General features: G+C 45.4%; 11 protein-coding genes. 3 read left to right on the top strand and 8 right to left on the bottom strand.

Annotated features, from left to right (window positions below; all coding sequences use genetic code 11):
- Positions 1-48: 48 nt before the first annotated feature.
- Positions 49-1,830, bottom strand: a complete 1,782-nt coding sequence (locus tag BAU14_RS04350; RefSeq protein ID WP_161898862.1) for an ABC transporter ATP-binding protein — start codon at positions 1,828-1,830, stop codon at positions 49-51.
- Complete coding sequence (locus BAU14_RS04345; protein ID WP_161898861.1) at positions 1,817-3,568, bottom strand: ABC transporter ATP-binding protein; 1,752 nt, start codon at positions 3,566-3,568, stop codon at positions 1,817-1,819. The genes BAU14_RS04350 and BAU14_RS04345 overlap by 14 nt, the downstream gene beginning before the upstream one ends.
- A gap of 140 nt (positions 3,569-3,708) precedes the next feature.
- Between BAU14_RS04345 and BAU14_RS04340 the strand changes: the two genes are divergently transcribed.
- Positions 3,709-4,551: a helix-turn-helix transcriptional regulator gene (locus BAU14_RS04340; RefSeq protein WP_161898860.1), complete on the top strand. Its 843-nt coding sequence runs from the start codon at positions 3,709-3,711 to the stop codon at positions 4,549-4,551.
- Positions 4,552-4,775: 224 nt separating this feature from the next.
- Here the strand turns inward: BAU14_RS04340 and pepF are convergent, their stop codons facing one another.
- The gene (pepF, locus tag BAU14_RS04335; protein ID WP_161898859.1) at positions 4,776-6,593 is read right to left on the bottom strand and encodes an oligoendopeptidase F; all 1,818 of its coding nucleotides are present in this window, start codon (positions 6,591-6,593) and stop codon (positions 4,776-4,778) included.
- 267 nt (positions 6,594-6,860) lie between these two features.
- Complete coding sequence (locus BAU14_RS04330; RefSeq protein ID WP_161898858.1) at positions 6,861-7,853, bottom strand: competence protein CoiA; 993 nt, start codon at positions 7,851-7,853, stop codon at positions 6,861-6,863.
- Between the two features lie 223 nt (positions 7,854-8,076).
- On the opposite strand from BAU14_RS04330, the gene BAU14_RS04325 reads away from it, so the two are divergent.
- Positions 8,077-8,730 (top strand): adaptor protein MecA, encoded by a 654-nt coding sequence (locus tag BAU14_RS04325; protein WP_161898857.1) that lies wholly within the window; start codon positions 8,077-8,079, stop codon positions 8,728-8,730.
- Positions 8,731-9,100: 370 nt separating this feature from the next.
- Here BAU14_RS04325 and spxA read toward each other — a convergent pair whose 3' ends face one another.
- Both spxA and BAU14_RS04315 read right to left on the bottom strand, forming a co-directional pair.
- Positions 9,101-9,499: a transcriptional regulator SpxA gene (gene spxA, locus BAU14_RS04320; protein ID WP_161898856.1), complete on the bottom strand. Its 399-nt coding sequence runs from the start codon at positions 9,497-9,499 to the stop codon at positions 9,101-9,103.
- Between the two features lie 647 nt (positions 9,500-10,146).
- Positions 10,147-11,862, bottom strand: a complete 1,716-nt coding sequence (locus BAU14_RS04315) for an ABC transporter ATP-binding protein (RefSeq protein ID WP_161898855.1) — start codon at positions 11,860-11,862, stop codon at positions 10,147-10,149.
- 280 nt (positions 11,863-12,142) lie between these two features.
- Between BAU14_RS04315 and BAU14_RS04310 the strand changes: the two genes are divergently transcribed.
- Entirely contained in the window at positions 12,143-12,868 is a 726-nt protein-coding gene (locus BAU14_RS04310) for an HAD family hydrolase (RefSeq protein ID WP_161898854.1), read from the top strand.
- A gap of 160 nt (positions 12,869-13,028) precedes the next feature.
- Here the strand turns inward: BAU14_RS04310 and BAU14_RS04305 are convergent, their stop codons facing one another.
- Complete coding sequence (locus BAU14_RS04305) at positions 13,029-16,202, bottom strand: DEAD/DEAH box helicase (RefSeq protein WP_161898853.1); 3,174 nt, start codon at positions 16,200-16,202, stop codon at positions 13,029-13,031.
- A gap of 136 nt (positions 16,203-16,338) precedes the next feature.
- Positions 16,339-19,584 (bottom strand): AAA family ATPase, encoded by a 3,246-nt coding sequence (locus BAU14_RS04300; protein WP_161898852.1) that lies wholly within the window; start codon positions 19,582-19,584, stop codon positions 16,339-16,341.
- Positions 19,585-19,599: the final 15 nt, after the last annotated feature.

Raw genomic sequence — 19,599 nt, 5'->3', positions numbered from 1 at the left:
AACTGGCATTAATACGCCAGTTGACTTTTTTACTGTTCATCAGCTCTCTTAAATTGCCTGCAAGAGATCGTATTGCGATTGGTACAAATGATGGTACAAGCCACCTTGGGCCATCAACTCGTCGTGACTGCCGGCTTCGGCAATGGTACCGCCGGAAACATAGAAAATCTTGTCAGAATTTTTGATGGTAGACAATCGGTGGGCGATGATAAATGAGGTTCGTCCTTCCAATAATTTCAACAAGCCTTCTTGTAAGAGTTCTTCGGTCTTGGTATCAATGGAAGACGTGGCTTCATCCAGAATCAGGATTTTTGGATCTGCTAAAAGCGCCCGAGCAAAGGAGATGAGCTGACGCTGGCCGGCAGACAAGGTGCTCCCTCGTTCTTCTACAACGGTATTGTAGCCATCTTTCAGCTCTTTGATGAAATCATGGGCCCGCACAACTTTGGCTGCGGCGATGATTTCTTCTTCGGTAGCGTCCAATTTACCATAGCGGATGTTTTCCATAATCGTTCCTGAAAAGACGAAGGTATCTTGCAGCATAACCCCCATCTGACGCCGCAGTGAATTTAAAGTGACATCCCGAACATCGTATCCGTCGATTTTCACGGATCCTTCATTGATGTCGTAAAAACGGCTCAACAAGTTGATGACAGTCGTCTTACCTGCTCCTGTCGGTCCTACTAAGGCAATGGACTGACCAGCGTCAATATGGAAGCTGACGTCTTTTAGAATGTCCTTGCCTTCTTCATAGCGGAAAGTCACATGCTCAAAATCAACATTTCCTTTGATCTGTGGCAATTCGATTGCGCCTGGTTTGTCTTGAATATCCGGCACTTCATCCATGGTTTCAAAGATTCGTTCCAAATAGGCCGTAGCAGTAATCAAGCTGTTGTAGAAGTTCCCAATATTGATTACTGGGTTCCAAAAGTTATTGATATAGGCGATAAATGCAATCAGCGTCCCAGTGGAAACCTCCACACCAATTTGGCGCACACCGACAAAATAGATGATACACATAGTGATTACAGAAATATTTTGGACCCCTGGCCATAAGAGAAACTGAATTTTAACCGCATGCATCCAGGAACTCCGATAGTCTTCAGAAACTTCTTGGAAAACCCGTAGATTTTCTTCTTCACGGGCAAAAGATTGTGTAATCTTGATTCCCGAAATACTTTCATGGATATAGGCGTTCATATTTGACTGCTTGTTACTTAAAACTTGATAAGCGACTCGCTGCTTGCCTTGGATGAACAAGACCATCACGAACAAGACCGGCAAAAGCATCAAGCTGTACAACGTCAGTTTAAAGTCAATGGAGAACATAAATACCAGCGTGATAATCACGTTGAAAATATCAGAGATTAAGTTGATCAAACCGTTACTCAACAAGTCACTCAAGGTATTGATATAATTGACCACTCGAATCAAAATCTTACCGTGGGGCCGATTGTCAAAATAAGAGAAAGGCAGTCGTTGCAAATGTTCAAAAATATCAAAGCGCATGTCCTTCAAGACATCTTGCCCAATTTCTGTAATGTGGAAGATCCGGTAGCGCATGCAGATAGCAATGACCACCAGCGTGACTAGAAACGCTGCACCAATCAGCAGCAATTCTTGCATATTTTTTTGCGGAATCGAGGTATCGATGGCCCGCTGAGTGAAGATGGGCGCCAGCATACCGGCTGTATTGGCCAGGATAATCGTAGCCAGGACTTTGATTATCGGTCCTTTATAGGGCTTGATATATTGAGCCAAGCGCTTGAGATCCGACCAGGAAAACTCCTGATCCAATTCCTCATCCACATCGAATTTATTCCGTGCCATTTGCCTCACCTCCAGTAAGTCCTAGTTGTTTTTGGTACACTTCGTAATACTTGCCGCCTTTTGAAACCAGCTCTTCGTGGGTTCCTTGTTCCACTACACGGCCTTTTTCCATCATCAAGATTAAGTCGGCATCCCGCACTGAAGAGATACGATGGGCGATGATAAAAGTGGTCTTTGCTTCTGTTAGTTTCGCCAACTCCTGCTGGATTTTACTTTCCGTCTCCATATCAACGGCTGACGTGGTGTCGTCCAAGATCAAAATCGATGGGTCTTTCACCAAAGCCCGGGCCAATGAAATCCGCTGTTTTTGACCGCCGGATAAACCGACACCCCGCTCACCAACGATTGTTTCATACCCTTGTGGCATTCGAGAAATAAACGCGTCCGCATCGGCCACCACCGCCATTTGCCGAACATAATCACTGTCAGCATAAGGATTCCCAAATGCGATATTGTCGCTGATAGTGTTGGAAAACAAGAAAACGTCTTGCATAACCATGGAGATGTTTTCCCGCAACTGGCGGACTGGATAATCTTTGGCATCCTTGCCGTCAATCAGCACTTTCCCAGTCGTCGGATCATAAAAACGTCCCACCAGATTCACCAGTGTTGTCTTACCAGAACCCGTTTCACCTAAAATCCCGATGGACTGCCCTGGTGCAATCTTGAAGTTGACGTTTTCCAAAACATTGTGATTAGGATCATCGGAAAAGTGGAAGGAAACATCTTGGAATTCCACAAATCCTTTGATTGGTACCACTTGGTTTTCTTCGGAAACTTCAATTTGGGGCTCCGCATTTAACATTTGACGAATCTTGATGCAGGCTGCTGAGAAACGCTGAACATCATTGATCAACCAGCCGGCCATCCGCATCGGATTGTTCAACATCCACAAATAACCATTGAATGCGACCAAATCACCTATCGTCATGGTCCCTTGAATACAAAGAGCACCACCGAAAATCAGTGTAATCGCACCCAATGAACCTGCCAAACCGTCTAAAACCGGCAGATACGTCCGAGTAACCTTGGCCGAGGCCATGTTTCGCTGTTTGAAATCATCGTTGTAGCCATTGAATTTTTCGATTTCGAAATCTTCTCTGGCAAAGGCTTTGACCACTCGATTGCCACCGATGTTTTCTTCTACCATTGAGTTCAACCGTGAAAAACTTTCCCGAATTTCAAAGAACAACGGACGGGCTTTTTTCCCCATGCCATTGGTCATCAAGAAGATAACCGGCGTCACCGCTACCAACGCCAACATCAGCTTCCAGTTGATGAAAGCCATTACCGCAACCGCTGCCATAAACCAGATGACACATTCCATGATGTTATAGATGACCCAGGAAACGAAATGACGAATCGCATCGGTATCCCCAGTCATGCGGGCCATGATATCCCCCACCCGTGTATGGTTGAAGAAATCAAAGTCCAATTCCTGCAATTTTTTATACATATCTTCCCGCAGTTGAAAGATCGTATTTTGCCCTACCCGCTCCCACAAAATCTGATAGGAATAGCGCATTATCGTTCGTACCAAGGTGGTCCCAATCATAATAGCGATTAACGGAATCAATAAGTTCACTTCATTTTTATAAATGACTTGGTCCACCACCATTTTGCCCAGATACGGATTGATGACGATTAAGATCGCATTTCCGATCAAAAACAAAGTGGCAAGAGCGATTTTCCCCTTGTACTGTTTGACATATTGCCAAATCCACTGTGCATTGCTCATTTTTCTGACATACCTCCTGTCGTTTATATAGCTTAACCCATTTAATTTTGATTGAAATGGGATATTTTAGTTTTTTTGATGTAGAATATTATTATCTGACCTGACCCGCAAAAGCACATAAAAACAACGGAGAATCCAACATGCAGCTAGTAAATCCGCAAACCTTCAATCCCGAAATCATCTACTTGTTCGATCCTTGGAACAAGCCGGACAATTTTAGTAAGATGCACAGCCACGACTTTCTAGAAATCACCATCATGCTGGAAGGTGAGGCCATGTATCAGTTTGGCCCCCAAGAACCTCTCGTAGTACGGGCCGGTGAAATTCTGCTATTTAATCCCGGCGTCAAACACAGTGAATGGCAAGCGCCCAACACTTGTTCTCACCAACTCCACATCGGCTTGCGAAACATCTCACTGGACGGCCTTAAACGTAACTTTTTTCCTAATACACAACCGTTATTAGAGCTGGGGCGCTATCAGCACAACGTCATCGACAAAGCGTGGGAGGCCATTCGCGAGCTCAATGATGAGGGGAGCGAGTTTAAGTTGATGCATAAAGGGCAAGTTATTCAGATTTTGGCGTATATCCTGCGAGGCTTGACTGAGCAACATACCAGTATTTTGCCGCAGTTGACTTCCAGTGAAAAACGGCATCAGAAAATCGTGAACCAAACCATTTATTTCATCGAAAACAACTACCAAGAAGAAATCACACTGGAAAAACTGGCGCTGGATCACTTCGTCAGCCCCACATACCTCTCACGCATTTTTAAAGAATCTGTCGGCATGAGCCCTATCAACTACTTGATCAATATCCGCCTGACCCATGCCATGGACCTGTTGAAAAAAGGCAAGAGCACCATCAAAGAAGTGGCTAAAGCAGTCGGCTACCAAGACGCCTACCACTTTAGTAAATCCTTCAAAAAGCAGTTTGGTATCTCCCCTTCCACCATTACCACCGAGACAGTAAAAGATGCTTGAGAGCTAAAGGCCGCCTTGCTTCAATTAAAAGCAAAACCGATCACGTTTTCCAAGGTCAACATTACAAAATGTGAGCCGGAAACAAAAGACAAGTCACTTCCATTGAAAATAGTGGAAGTGACTTGTCTTTTCGTTGTTAAGAATTTCAAAGGCTGAAGAAGAGCAATTTTTGAACAAGTTAGGCTTGTCCTTTTTTTAGCAGTTTGTGCCGCTAGCTGGCGCAATCAGTCAGCAATTTCTTCAATCAAGGCTTCTAGTTCATTCAAGCGTTGTTCAAAAACTTTCATCGCGTCTTCGATATAGTCGGCTTTAGTCATATCGACGCCGGCTTTTTTCATGACTTCGATTGGGTAATCGCTGGAACCGGATTTCAGATAGTTTAGGTAGTTTTCCAAAGCATTCGGTTCTTTATCTAATACTTTTTTTGCCAGTGCTGAAGCAGCAGAAAAGCCGGTTGCGTATTGGAAGACATAGTAATTATAGTAGAAATGGGGAATCCGGGACCATTCCAGTTTGATTTCAGGATCAGCTGCGACTGCTGTGCCATAGTATTTCTCGTTCAATTCGCCGTAGTTGTCACTGAGAAACTCTGCTGTTAGCGGGGTTCCTTTTGCATCTTCCATGTGGATGAAATGCTCAAACTCAGCAAATTGAGTCTGCCGGAAAATGGTTCCTTTGAACCCGTCCAAATAATGATTTAAGACATAAGCTTTGACCCGAGGATCAGTTTCTGTTTCCAACAAGTACTCAGTTAAAATATTTTCATTGGTCGTAGAGGCAATCTCTGCCAAGAAAATCGAGTAATCCCCGTAGACATATGGCTGATTACTGCGGGTGAAATAGCTGTGAACGCTGTGACCCATCTCATGAACCAAAGTGAAAAGCTGATCCAGTGTATCATGCCAGTTCATCAAGATATATGGTGCCGTATCATAAGCGCCAGAAGAATAAGCGCCACTGCGTTTTCCTTTATTTTCAACGACATCAATCCAGCGGTTAGCGAAGGCTTCCTCCACAACGCCTTGATATTCTGCTCCCAAAGGTTGCAAAGCGGCTTTGGCTTTGGCTACTGCTTCTTCATAAGTGTAGCTGATCGGCGCTTCACCGATAATTGGTGTATACATATCATACATATGCAGCTCGTCGACAGCCAACAGTCGCTTACGCAGCTGGACATATCGATGCAGCAGCGGCAAATTCTTATTGACCACCGTTACCAAGGTGTCATACACACTTTCTGGAATATGGTTGCCACTTAAGGCTGCTTCTCTAGCCGAGGCAAAGTTACGAACTTTCGCTTTATAGTTGTGTCCTTTGACATTGGTAGTCAGCGTTTGGGCAAAGGTATTGCGGAATTGTTCGTAAACAGAATACAACCCTTTGAAAGCTGCTTCTCGCACACGACGATCAGTCGCTTCCATCAATTGCCCATAAACACCGTGGGACAGCTGAATTTTTTCTCCGTCGCTGCCTTCAATAGTAGGAAAGACGAGGTCGGCATTGTTTAAAACAGAGAACGTATTGCTCGCCGCGCCAAAGATTTCACCGGCACCAGCCAACAACGCTTCTTGTTCTGCTGGTAAGATATGTGGTCGATTGTCCACCAGTTGTTTCACATAGTGACGATAGACTTCCAGTGAAGGATCTTGTTCAAAGTAGCCCCAAATCACGTCATCTGACAAGCCCAAAAGTTCTGGTTCAAACCAAGACAGTGCCTCACTGGTTTCCGCTAAAAGACTGGAAGCTCTGGCATACATTCCTTGATAAGCAGCATTCGCTGTATCTTGATCGTTTTTCAAATGAGAATAGACATAAAGTGTTTCGAGACGGCGATAGACATCCAGCATGAAAGTTACGGCTGCTTTAAAAGCTTCCGGCCCTTGCGCCAAGGTTCCTTTGTAATCTCCCACTTTGGTAATCTCTTGTTTCAAGTCAGCAAAAGCGCCATCAAAGGCCGCATCATCTTTAAAAATCAGCGTCAAATCCCAAGTCAGATCTGCTGGCAGTGATTCTCGTGTTGGCAATTGTGTTGTTTCAGTCATACCCGTTCCCCTTTTCTTTGCGAAAATTTCCGCAAATGCTATTGTTTTCCCCGTGTCTTGGCTAGTAACGCAATAGATAGCGCTTTTACCAAGAGCGGACACCCCTATGTTATCACAGTATTCAGAATTTTCTAGTCCTAAGACTTTCAGACTAGCGGCTTTTATGAAGGAACTGCTTCAGCCAATAAAAATAATCTTCGATAACCAAGGGCAGCGTCAAATAAACTGGCAATACGAGAAATTGAACTGAGCTGCGCCGCTCCTTTCCTAAATAGCTTGCCACAAACGACAGCATTCGCGAAAAACTTCTTCCAGCACGGCTTTTTTATCCAAAAGCAGAAACGGCCACTCCACCACCTGGCTGGCTTCAAGATGCCAAGCGGCAAAACTTGCTTCTGGATCCAGTAAAAACAAAAAACGTAAGTACACCAACTGCTGCTCTAACAAAAATTGACAGCTTCCCGGCAGATAACACCAATCCGGCAAAGCCAGTAGATTGCCACCTCGCTCATAGCAACAGCCTTGCAAGCGCAAGACCCGCTTTGAACGAACGAGCAACCATCGCTGTATCTGCAAACGATACTCGGCAATCCGCCATTTCGGCTGTACTTTTCGTTTTCGTCTTAGCTCACCAGGATGAAACAAGCCGGCAAATAACGCTTCTCCCACCCCATGCTCTGTAACAGAAAACAGCGTGCCTTCTTGATAATGCCAGTCCAACTCATGATAATACAGCAAACTTTCTTTTGAAGTATTCAATCCCCACAGTTCCAGCCCTTGAGGTGAATCGCGCACCACGGCTTTGGCTACTTGTGACCAGCGCAATCCTTTTTCCGGCAAAAAATGCCGGCCCAAAATCCACCAAGGGTCATATCCCTGCGCCAAATAATTTTCCGTTCGTTCCTGAAGCCTTTGGGCAGAAAGCGCAGAGCACTGAAATTCCACCGCCAAGCGTCGCCATAATAAATCTGGCCGCTGTGAGAGTTCCGGTAAGTAGGCCTCCAAGCAAGCCTCTGGCGGTAGAATTCGCTGCAACAATTCTTTTCCGGCCAAATGCTCCGGTGACTCCCCTTCAGAAAACGTGTAGCACTCGTGGTTGGCACGATGGGCGAAGTGGGGAATTTTCTCATTACCGTTTTTAAAGATTACTCCTTTGCCACAACCAGGACATACTAAAGCCCTTTGCTCTTTTTCTTTCCCTGTCTGCCGGTATGCTGCCCCAGTAATCAAACAACCCTCTTGGTCCTTAGCAATCAGCATCTGTCTACCTCCCTTTTTGATTTACAAAAGGAGATACGCATTTGGCTCCATGAAATGTTTCAGGCTTCTGCAGACCGCTTTTGGGCGTGGCACCTGCAGTCAATTTTCGGTTTGGCCGGGCCTTAGGATTCTCTTTAGAGTGACAGGTTTTCCTTTACTTTTGGGGGAGTTTCGTTACAATGGATACATATTGAAAACACGTGAAAATGAGGTGTAGCTAAAAATGGAAATGGAACACATTAACGAAAATACTATCCGGGTCCTAATCAAAAGTGAAGATTTAGCTGCGCGGGGAATCACCTTTTTGGATCTTTTAGGCAATCACAATGAAGTCGAAAATTTCTTTTACAGCATTCTCGAAGAAGTCGATATAGATGAAGAATTCAAAGGAAGCGAAGCCGTGACCTTCCAAGTACTACCTAAAGGAGACGGCCTGGAATTATTCATCAGCAAGAACCTCAACATGGAGGATCTCAACGACCTTGATGAGTTTGCCGAGGATTTCCCAGATGAGCCCGGCTCCATCTTGCGCCGGACTATCGGTGAGCAGCTGCAAGAAAACAGTCGTGACACGCAAGACCCGCTGCCTCGTAAATTTATCTATGAGATGACAGACTTTGAGCAGTTGGTATTGATGGCCCAAGCGGTACAGCTGGATTGCGTGATCAGCAATCTTTATCAAATGGCCGGCTTCTACTTTTTGGAAGTGGAATTTGTCGATGAATTGATCAGCGACGGCCAGATTGAAGACTATTTAGCCTATATGGCTGAGTTTGCTCGCCGCAGCAGCGCCACATCAGAAGTTTTGTCAGAACATGGCAAGCTCTTGATGGAACATGATGCACTTGAGCTGACCCGCTACTATTTTACAGACTAAACTTTAAAATAGGTAGTGGCAGTGACACTCCTGCAAAGTGAGCATTACCAAACATAAAATTCCAAAAGACGACTCTCTGCCATTCAAAGTGATTGGCAGAGAGTCGTCTTTTACTTACGAAATAGTTCAAATGCTGCCTGACTAAAATTTTTCAGGCTGAATCAGCAGCTGGTACTTTTTTGGTACATCGAGCATTGCTGTTTCTTCAAACGAAGGCGGGACATCAGGATCAAGAGCATCATGAAACTTCCTAAAATCAGTCACACAAAAGCGGACTCCTTTGATTGAAAAAACTTCATCATATTCGGGGTTTAGAGCAAAAAAAAGAGACAGAATATATTTCTTCTGTCTCCGTCAGTCATAGATAATTTTAAAGGCCAGCCATCAATTGTGCGTGGCGCAGTTCCAATTGGCGAACTTCACGAGGCAGGAAGCGACGGATTTCATCTTCATTGAAACCAACTTGCAGGCGTTTTTCGTCGATCATGATTGGACGACGCAGTAGACCCGGATTTTCTTGGACCAGATCAAGCAATTCTTGCAACGGCAATTCATCTAAATCAATATTCAGTTTTTGGAAGACTTTGGAACGAGTAGAGATGATCTCTTCGGTTCCATCTTCAGTCATTTGCAAGATTGCCTTCAATTCAGAAATATTCAAAGGCTCTGAGAAGATGTTCCTTTCGACAAAAGGAATCTCATGCTCTTGCAACCACGCGCGAGCTTTTCTGCATGACGTACAACTTGGGGAAGTATAAAGTGTCAACAACGTAATCACTCCTTTTTATATCTTGGAGGGTCTCATTGAATCGCCCTCATCTTTAAATCTGACTCTATTATACCCAATGAAAAATCAAATATCCAGTCTTTTCTCAAAAAAATATTCGTAAAATTAAATTTACCTTAATGCCTCATCCCACGTTTTTACCGGTTTTCAGGAATTTTCATTTTTTATAAATGAGAATTTACAAATTTTATTCCCATATTAATCGAAACTAAAACCGCCAATATATTTAGTGAAACATTTACTTAAATCGGCTGTTAAGAATTTTTCGAGTCGATTCGCACTTTATATTCTGTTCAAAAAAATTATTTTTTGACTACGTTTATGAAAAAGCTTACATCGATCAATAATGAAGAACTACGCGGGATTCTCAGGAAAGAAAATTTTTCATGCTCATCGTCGCCAACTTGTATAGTTCAGTTATTTTTTAGTCAGTAAAAGGCAAATTTGGAAAAACAGAATACCACAAAATAAACGTTTTTTTTGAAGAAATCCTTCACTCTGAAACCTCATTTTTTTAATACCTGAAAAAAGGTAGAAAAGAATTTTTTTAAGAAAGAATCCGCTAAAAAACTAGAAAGCACGTTGAGTTTTATGTCATTTTATTTCTACATTTTGGAAATTTTTGACAATTAACGGAATTGCGACTGATAGAGTGCTGCATAGGGTCCCTGTTGATTCAATAGCTGCTCATGGCTCCCTTGCTCCAAGATGCCCTTGTCACTTACCACTACGATACGGGTAGCATATTTGATAGTTGCCAGACGATGCGCAATGATCAATGTGGTACGACCAGCGGCTAAAGAATTCAATGATTCTTGAATTACTTTTTCAGTTTCGCTATCCAATGCCGATGTGGCTTCATCTAAGATTAGGATTGATGGATTTTTCAAGAACATCCGTGCGATAGCCACCCGCTGCCGCTGACCACCGGAAAGTTTCACTCCCCGCTCGCCAATAGACGTGTCTAGCCCATCTTTCATATTGGCGACAGCGTCTTCAAGGTGTGCCAATCTTACCGCTGTCTCGATTTCTTCATCAGTAGCATCTAATTTGCCGTACGCGATGTTTTCACGAATGGTGCCGGGGAACAAGAAAACTTCTTGTTGCACAATCCCAATTTGATTGCGCAAGGATTCCAAAGTCATATCCCGAATATCCATGCCGTCAATGGTAATGGCTCCAGCGGTCACATCATAAAATCGGGGCAATAAATTGCTCAATGTCGTCTTACCAGAACCGCTTTGGCCCACCAAGGCGACGGTTTCCCCTGGTTTGATCTGCAAATCAATATGACTCAGTACCTTTTTGTTGTCGTCACCGTAAGCAAAAGAGATGTCATCATAATGAATGTCTCCTCGCAGGCTTTTGACTGCAACCGCCCCCGGACGATCTTGAATTTCCGGTTGCCGATCCAGCTCATCGGTCAGCCGCTTAAAACCAGCAAAACCTTTAGGATAGCTTTCAATCATGTTATTCACCTTCTCAATTGGCCGAACAAACACGTTTGACAGCAAGATGAAGAAGACGAACTGACCATACGTCAGCTCCCCTTGAATCACATAATACGCTCCAAAAATCAGGGTAAAAAGACTGATTGAGCGAATCAGCAAGTAGTTATAAGCTGAACTTGCGGCCATCACTTTGTAAAATTTAATTTTAGATTGGCGATACCCTTGGCTGAGTCCGTCAAAGCGCTCACCTTCAAAGGGCTCATTGGCAAAGGATTGGGTCACTCGAATACCACTGACACTGGCTTCCACACCGGCATTGAAATCTCCCAGATTTTCATAGATGCGGGTATTTACCTGTGTCATCTTTTTATTGAAGAAAACCAAGGCAATGGTAATCAGCGGCAATAGAGCAAAGGTTGCCACCGCCAGTTTTGCATGAGAGTGAAACATCAGCGCAAAAGAACCTACCAGCGTCATGATGGTGATGAAAACATCTTCCGGACCATGATGCGCCACTTCAGAGATTTCAAACAAATCAGTGGTCAGTCGACTGATGAGATTACCGGTTTTTTGTTCGTCATAATAGGCAAAGGACTGTCGCTGCAAATGACGAAACAAGTCTTTACGCATATCGGTCTCAATATTGACCCCCAACTTGTGTCCAAAAAAGATCACAATATACTGCAATGCGGTGTTGATGGCATAAAAGGCAAACAATCCGGCACACGCCAGCATCACCAGCTTGAAATCATGACGGGGCATGATGTCGTCAATCACCTGATTAACCGCCACCGGAAACGCCAGCTCTAAGGCCCCCACCAGAATCGCACAGCCAAAATCCAACAAAAACAAGCCCTTATAAGGACGATAGTAACTAAAAAAACGTCGTAACATCTCTTATCCTCTCTTCTCTTCACTCTTGCTCGTTGACGGCAAATTCGCCAAAGAACAGATCCTATTCATTATAAGGAAAGCATTTGGGCAATGCAAAATCTTTTTTCGGTAAAGAAAACTGAAAATAGCGGATTGTTGCCAGGTCGCCTCCGAGAGCTTTTAAGGTAGAATAAACCTTTATATACCGCGGTTTTCGCCTTTTTTTTCGTCGAATTTCTGCTAGAATGATACCTGTGTGAGCCACATGAAAATTTACAGAAATCGAAAGGCGTGTCGAACTTTGATTCAAGCAATCGTATTTGATGTCGATGATACACTTTATGATCAGCAACAACCGTTTAAAAATGCCGTCCACAAAATCGTAACTGATTTTTGTGATGATGACATGCACGATCTGTACATCCGTTTCCGTGTTCATTCTGATGAGCTTTTCCCGAAAGTCTTGACTGGCGAATGGGACCTCGTGACTATGCGTAATTATCGCATCCAACAGTCGCTGCGAGATCTGGGCTATGACAGTATTTCTGATACTAACGCACTGCGCTTTCAAGCTATCTATGAAGAAGAACTGGACAATATTACATTGCACGAAGAAGTCCGCAAGACACTGGATTTCCTGAAAGAAAATGAGATTCCAATGGGGATCATCACCAACGGTCCCACCGACCACCAATACAAAAAAGTCAAACAACTGGGTCTTTTGCACTGGATTCATCCAGACAACGTGATTATTTCCCAAGCAACAGGCTTCCAAAAACCAGAACGGGAAATCTTCCAATTGGCCGAAGAGCGCTTTGGCTTTGACGGTAAAACTACTTTATATGTAGGCGACAGCTTTGAAAATGACATCGTCGGTGCCAAAAGCTGTGACTGGCATGCCCTGTGGTTCAACCATCGTCTGCGAGACATCCCCCATGGCGAACAGGAGCTCTTCGATTTGGAATTGAACGGTTTCGATCAACTCCACGACACCGTTTGCGGAATCTTTGCGCCGCTGTCCGTCTAATCAATGCCACCTCGCCATCTCAATTACCTACGGAGATAACTTGGCAAAACAACTATCAAAAAGGATCTTGCTTCACCAATTCAGGTGAGACAAGATCCTTTTTTTAATACAAAAGCAGCTATGAATGGACTGCTTTCGCTCAAACCTGTACCAAAAATTCTTACTCGGCACCGGCATTTAAAATCATGCGGATATCTTCTTCTGTCAACTGCTGAATCTGAGCTTCATTGCCGGAGATGACTTTTTGGAAGAGTTCACGTTTTTCGTTTTGCAATAAATCGATTCGTTCTTCAATCGTCCCTTCCGCAATCAAACGCCAGACTTCCACCACCTTCTTCTGACCGATACGATGTGCCCGGCCAGCTGCCTGCTCTTCCACCGCTGGATTCCACCAGAGGTCATAGAGGATCACCGTGTCTGCTCCGGTCAGGTTCAGCCCGGTACCGCCGGCTTTCAGGGAAATCAAGAAGACGTCCTTTTCTCCAGCGTTAAAAGCATCCACCATCTTGATGCGATCTTTAGGCGGCGTAGAGCCCCGCAGATAAAAGCTGGTCAGCCCCATCTGCGCCAGTTCTCCTTCGATGATGTCCAGCATCCCGGTAAACTGAGAAAACAATAAAATCCGCCGGCCGTTTTCATTGGCAGCCTGTACCAGATCTTTCACTTGTTCCAGCTTTCCGGAGGTACCCTCATAGTCTTCAATAAACAGCCGTGGGTCACAGCAAATTTGTCGTAGCCGCGTCAGCCCGGCCAAGATCCCAATCCGATTTTTACGAAAGGCTTGAGAATCCATACCGCTGATCTGCTCTTGCATCTGCCGCAGATAAGCTAGATAAATCGTCTTTTGCTCTTCCGTCAGCGCACTGTAGTAGTTGCGTTCCAGCTTATCCGGCAAATCCTTCAATACCGCTTTTTTATCCCGCCGTAAAATGAAGGGGCGAATCATTTTAGCTACCGCTTCAGCGGAGAGTTCCTTGAATTTCGGGCGACTCGGGAAAAAGCCCGGCATAATCATCTGAAACAATGACCACAGCTCTTCCAGATTGTTTTCAATTGGCGTACCACTGAGGGCAAAGCGATGATCAATCTGCAAGGATCGCAATGCTTGCGCGGTTTTTGTAGTACTATTTTTGACCATCTGTGCTTCGTCCAAAATTAGATGGGTGATTGGTCGATTTTGGTACATATCCACATCTTGACGCAAGCTGGCATAAGAAGTGATGTAGACATCCAAGGGCTCGGCCAGCAATTTTTCCCGCTCATTGCGATTGCCGCCAATCACTGCTGTTTTCAGCTGTGGCGCAAAACGCTTGAGCTCTTGTTGCCAGTTATAGGTCAAACTGGCAGGTGAGACGATCAAGGCTTGCAGTTTACTGCCCTCTTGTTTTTCTGAAAGCAGGTAGGTGATTGCCTGCAGCGTCTTCCCCAGTCCCATTTCATCAGCCAAAATTCCGCCAAAGTGGTAATGACTCAGCATTTTCAACCAGCGGAAACCTGTCACCTGATAGTTTCGCAATTCCGCTTGCAGACCCTCTGGCAGTGGTGTCGTGAAAGTTTCCGGATGCAACAAGTCCTTGACCATCTCAGAAAAGGCTGCCGTAAAGGAAATATTATCTCCTTGTAGCCGCTCTTGCAATGCCAATCCTTGGTTCAAAGGCAGCTGCAGATGACCTTTTTGACTAGCCAGCTGGTCCCGCAAACTTTGCAGCGCTTGAGAAGTCTGCTGAAACTCTTCAGAATCAAAGGTGATGATCTGCCCATTTTCCAATGTGTAAAAGCGGTCATTATTCAACAGACTAGCCAAAACCGCATCAATTTCATGGTCAGCGATACCTGAGATGTCAAAGCGGACATCTAACCAGGAGCCTTCCTGATCTACCGTCAGCTTAGGAGGATGGCCGGCTGCATCCAGATACAGCTCCCGCAGCTTTTTACCCATCAATACTTCGCCTAATTGCTGCAGCGCGGGCACTTCTTTGGTGAAAAAGTCAAACAGCTTGCCACCAGTCGGAATCTCTTTTGCAAAGCCGGTGTCATTGATACCAAAGCCAAAGCGCTGCAACAAATGCCGTGCCCGCTCTTCCTTTTGATAATCCCGCATAATTTCTGGATGATTGTCCGCACTCACCTGATATTTTGGATCACTGGAAAAGGTAGTCGTTCCATAACGAAAGTCCAGCTGTACTTGAATTTTGCCCTGCTTACGTCGCAGGACAAACTTGATTGCCAATGGTTGCTCACTGATGTGTTCGTAAACCTCTTCGGCGACAGTTACTTCGCCTAATTCTCGCAACAAAGGCAGCACTTGTTTAAATAAGACCGACAGTTCATTTTTCGGATAGGCAATTACCGGCTCTGGCAAGCGCTTCAGTAGCTGTTCTAATGTCTGATAGATTTCCAGTTGCTTTGGACTCAGCGGATAGATGGCTTCGCCGGCAACTCCCCAGCGATAATGGCTGAAGAGTTGGCGAAACAGCCGATCGATACTCAGCTGAAAGTCTTCTCCTTTTTTACGCACTGAAAAGGCTAATGGCTGCCCCTCATCAGCAAAAAGTATTGGGCTCAGCTTTCCCTCTTCAAACTGCAGCACCGTGGGAAAAATCCGCATTTGCTCCAACAGATCTCGGCCAAATTCCACCGGCAGCAGTAGGTATTTTTTATCCAGCTTGCCGCGATTTTGGATTCCCGTCTGCCCCATCAATTCCTGCGTTTGGGCCAAACCGGCTAGTTCTCTTAGCAGCTGATTTTCCGCCTCAGTAAATGCCCCCGTCCCCAATTGGAACTGGTATTGCTTGTTCAAGAGCAGTTTTTTTTCCTCTTGGTAAGCCGTCAAAAAGCGGTAAATATTTTTCACCACATAATTGCGAGTCTGCCCGCGATAGCCGAGTTTCACCGAGATGCCCAATACAGACAGCTCCGGATGAAACGGATTGGTAGGGATGCTTTCTACGACAAACTGCAGACTCAATGGCTGCGGTTTCTTGTCTTCGGCGTCTCGCAGACGAGAAAAGCCATTGGAAAACATCTCCGAGGCAGAGAAGCCATTGGGTTTTTCCAAGTCGTCAGCCTTGATACGACGGGTCTTCCCCTCTTGCCGCAAATACAATTCTACAGCCACCGTATGCTTGCAATAATGGTGTTCTTCCCAATAAGGGCACTGACAGTAATCTTCTTCTTTGGCAGTGGCGTCCAGATCTACCAAATACAGCTCGCTGCCCAGCACTTCTGCATGCCAGACATTATTCGCCGCATCCGGTGTCACTGACAGCACCCGGCCCTCTTTCAAATAATCGCGTCCCCGTTCAATGACCTTTTCCGGGATACTCCATTTCATGTGGTTTCCTCCTATTTATTGCCTCCGCTTTTTGCCGTTTCCACTACCTGACACCAAAAGAGTAACCACTTCTTGTCCATAGTCAGACTTTGACCAAAGGAAGTGTGTCAGCTGTGTTAAAAACGGTGCTGCGGATTCATTGACTGGCTTCCAGCTGCATTTCGATGCGGCTTTGGCCGGCACCGTCAGCTTTCACCAGGATTTGTCTTGGAATACTGGTTTTCAATTCCTGCACATGACTGATGATTCCGATCATGCGCCCTTCCGTTTCAATCATACTGAGGGCCTCCATCGCCATCTCCAAAGATTCTTCGTCCAATGAGCCGAAACCTTCATCGATGAACAACGCTTCAATGGCAATCCCTCCGGCACGATTTTGGATTACATCCGCCAATGATAGTGCCAAAGCCAATGCAGCGATAAAACTTTCGCCACCGGAAAGGGTCTGGACACGCCGAGCATCCCCAGCATTGTCATCGTAAATATCAATGTCCAATCCCTTCATACCCCGACCACCAGTTTCTTTGTCTGCCAATTGAAACTGGTAACGTCCTCGACTCAAACGAGCCAAGCGCGTATTGGCTACCAACAGGATCTCCTGCAGATAGCTCTGGAGGATGTAGCGTTCCAAACTAGTCTTATAGGCATTACGGCCGCTGACGGTATCTGCTAATTGCAGCAGCTGCGTCTGCTGAGCCACTTGTACTTCGTTGGCTGCAATCAGTTGCTGCAATTCTTGACAGGTAGCCTCGTTGTTTATTCGCTGTTGTTGCTGTTTAGATAGCTGTTCTTGAACCTCTTTGGTAACTTTGCGGGCAGCTTCAAAAGCAGCATCCAATGGCGCCAATTCCGGCGTGATGGTTTCCTTTAGTTTTTCCTGCAACTCTTGCCGACGACGGGTCACAAAATCTTCTTGCTGCGTAAAGTCAAAAATTTTCTTTTCCAACGGTTCAAGCTCAGACAAAGCCGCTACCAACTCCGTCAAATCAGCGGCAGTCACCTTCTCATATGGCGCACTTTCCAACAGCTTTTCAAGAGCTGTTGTGGCCTGTGCTGCTTTTTGCTGCTGAGTGGTCAATGCTTCGGTCAATTGTTGCAAACGAACATCCGTAGTCAGCTGCTCTTCTTGCAGCTGACGCCCTTGCTCTTCATAAGCAGCACTCGTCGCTTCCAGATTCGCAACCGTTTCAGTCAGCTCAGTAATCGCCTGTTCCAGCTCTGGCAACCGAGCAGTCCCCAATTGTAGTTCCAAAATGGCCAATTCCCCCTGCAACTTTTGAGATTGACTGGTTAATTGTTGCTGAGTTGTGGTTTCGTTCTTTATCTCTGCTGCTAAAAGCGCTAACTCTTGTTGCAAAAGGTCCGCTTGCTGGGCGGTCTTTGTCAGATGCTCTTCTTTTTGTTGTAACGCTTTTTGTAAGTGGGACAATATCTGTGGTGGTGTTGCGGTGTCACTGACTGCTGCAACCACCGAATCAGCGGCTGCTACCAAGGCTTCTGCAGTGGTAGCACGGGTAAGATCAGCTGTCGCCCCTCTTTGATCAGCTAAAGCGATCGACACAGCCTTAGCATTGATGGCAGCCAATGCTTCATCAAAAATATTCTCATGACGCACCTGCTCCGCTTTTGCCTCAGTGAGCTTACGAGCCAGCAGTTCCAGTTCTGCCGCTAGTTGTTCTGCTTTGGTTTCAAGAGCCGTTAAATCCTTTTCAGCTTGCTGCCACGTGGTTTCCAATACCTGCAACTGCAGCTCATTTTCGCTGATTTCAGCTGCGGAAAATTCAGGCCGCTCCTTGTGTGCTTTAGGATGCTCCAATGCCCCACAAACCGGGCATGGTTCTCCCGGACGTAAATCCAATGATAGCTTGGCAATCATCAATGCCGCCTGACGACTTTTTAATGTCAATAATTCTTCATGAGTTACTTGTACCTTTTGTTGCTGCTGTTGGAGAGATTGTTGTATCTTTTTCAGTTGCTGTTGTCCATCGGTAACTGCCTGTTCTGCAGACTTAGCTTGCTGAAGACTGTCCGTCAACTTTTCAACCAGATTTTCCAACTGCGTCAATTGCAACTTGTATTCTTGCAGGTCGGTTTTTTCAGCCAATTGCAACGCCAACTGCTGTAGCTGTGCTTTTTTTTCAGTCTCTTTTTGAATCAGTTGTTGAACTCTCTCAGTAACTTGCGCCAAAGAATCCTGCAAAGAAGCAGCTTCTTGCCGTTTTTCCTCACTGCGGCGAGCTAGCGGCAGCTGTAGCTCTTTTTCAGTCAAGTGCTGCCTTTTTTGGGTCATCTCTTCTTTACGACTACGCTGTGCTGCCTGTCCCTTTTGCCACGTTTCAAAAGCCTGCTGCAGCTCATCTGCCAGCTGTTGAGCTGACGCCAGTTTGTCCATCAGCAGCTTTTCTTGAAGCTGCTGCTCCCGCTGATTCTCCAACAGATGACGATTGTCCTTGGCCCACTGGAGCTGTTGCAGCTTGTTTCTCGCTCCGGCAATCTCCTCAGCCTGTGCTTTCAAGTCTTCCGCTGCTTCCTCTAGTTTTGCCAATTCTTCAAACTGTCCCAGCCGTTCCTTGCCATCGTAGAAAGCGGCTTCCGCTACCTTCTCAGCCTTTTGTGCTTCCAGCAGCTGCTTTTCAGTCAGCTGTTCTTTCTCTTTTAGGCCGGCAATATCTACCTGCCAATTTGCGGCTAATTCCGGCAAGCTGACACTTTCCGGTGGCGTAGCCGATGCCCACTGAAAATGTTCCGCCAATGTCTGGGCCTTCATATCCAGTAGTTTAAGTGTTTCGCCACCCACCGTCACTCGCTCTTTCAGCCAGTCATTCAGGTGTGCGTATAACTGGGTGTCAAAAAGTCGTCGTAACACCTGCTCTTTATCTAAACTGGAAGCCACCAAAAAGTTTCGAAATTCACCTTGGGGCAACATAACAATCTTAAAGAACTGATCGGCAGTCAAATGTAACAGCTCCTGAATGTAGTTATCCACATCCTTACTGATTTGCCGCTGTTCTTGACCATTACTGTCAAAAATCGTCAACGTGGTTTTGGCTGCCCGCTTCGTCATCCCATTGCCACGTTTTTTAGTAACTTCTTGTTCCGGCCGTCGTTGAACCTCATATAAAAAGCCACCGTGTTCAAAAGTAAACCGCACTTCGGTCTCTTCTTCAGGTGTAGCAAAAGCCGAACGCATTTCTTTAGGCGAGCGCAGCTTACCCGAAGTCTGACCGAACAAAGCATACGTCATGCCATCAAAAATCGTCGTCTTGCCAGCGCCAGTACGGCCACTAATCAGAAACAGTCCGTTGGTTTCAAAAGCAGAAAAATCTACTTCTTCTTGTATAAATGGCCCAAAATTGGTCAGCGTCAATTTACGCGGTTGCATTTTGCTCCTCCTTTG

Source organism: Candidatus Enterococcus leclercqii (assembly GCF_009933135.1).
GTDB lineage: Bacteria > Bacillota > Bacilli > Lactobacillales > Enterococcaceae > Enterococcus_C > Enterococcus_C leclercqii.
The sequence above is the reverse complement of the archived record's forward strand: the minus strand, read 5'-3'. Positions and strand labels throughout refer to the sequence as shown.

Bases quoted from the DNA above. Each gene is read 5' to 3' on its own strand.
- BAU14_RS04350 (WP_161898862.1), bottom strand. From the start codon at position 1,830: ATGGCACGGAATAAATTCGATGTGGATGAGGAATTGGATCAGGAGTTT.
- BAU14_RS04345 (WP_161898861.1), bottom strand. From the start codon at position 3,568: ATGAGCAATGCACAGTGGATTTGGCAATATGTCAAACAGTACAAGGGG.
- BAU14_RS04340 (WP_161898860.1), top strand. From the start codon at position 3,709: ATGCAGCTAGTAAATCCGCAAACCTTCAATCCCGAAATCATCTACTTG.
- pepF (WP_161898859.1), bottom strand. From the start codon at position 6,593: ATGACTGAAACAACACAATTGCCAACACGAGAATCACTGCCAGCAGAT.
- BAU14_RS04330 (WP_161898858.1), bottom strand. From the start codon at position 7,853: ATGCTGATTGCTAAGGACCAAGAGGGTTGTTTGATTACTGGGGCAGCA.
- BAU14_RS04325 (WP_161898857.1), top strand. From the start codon at position 8,077: ATGGAAATGGAACACATTAACGAAAATACTATCCGGGTCCTAATCAAA.
- BAU14_RS04315 (WP_161898855.1), bottom strand. From the start codon at position 11,862: ATGTTACGACGTTTTTTTAGTTACTATCGTCCTTATAAGGGCTTGTTT.
- BAU14_RS04305 (WP_161898853.1), bottom strand. From the start codon at position 16,202: ATGAAATGGAGTATCCCGGAAAAGGTCATTGAACGGGGACGCGATTAT.
- BAU14_RS04300 (WP_161898852.1), bottom strand. From the start codon at position 19,584: ATGCAACCGCGTAAATTGACGCTGACCAATTTTGGGCCATTTATACAA.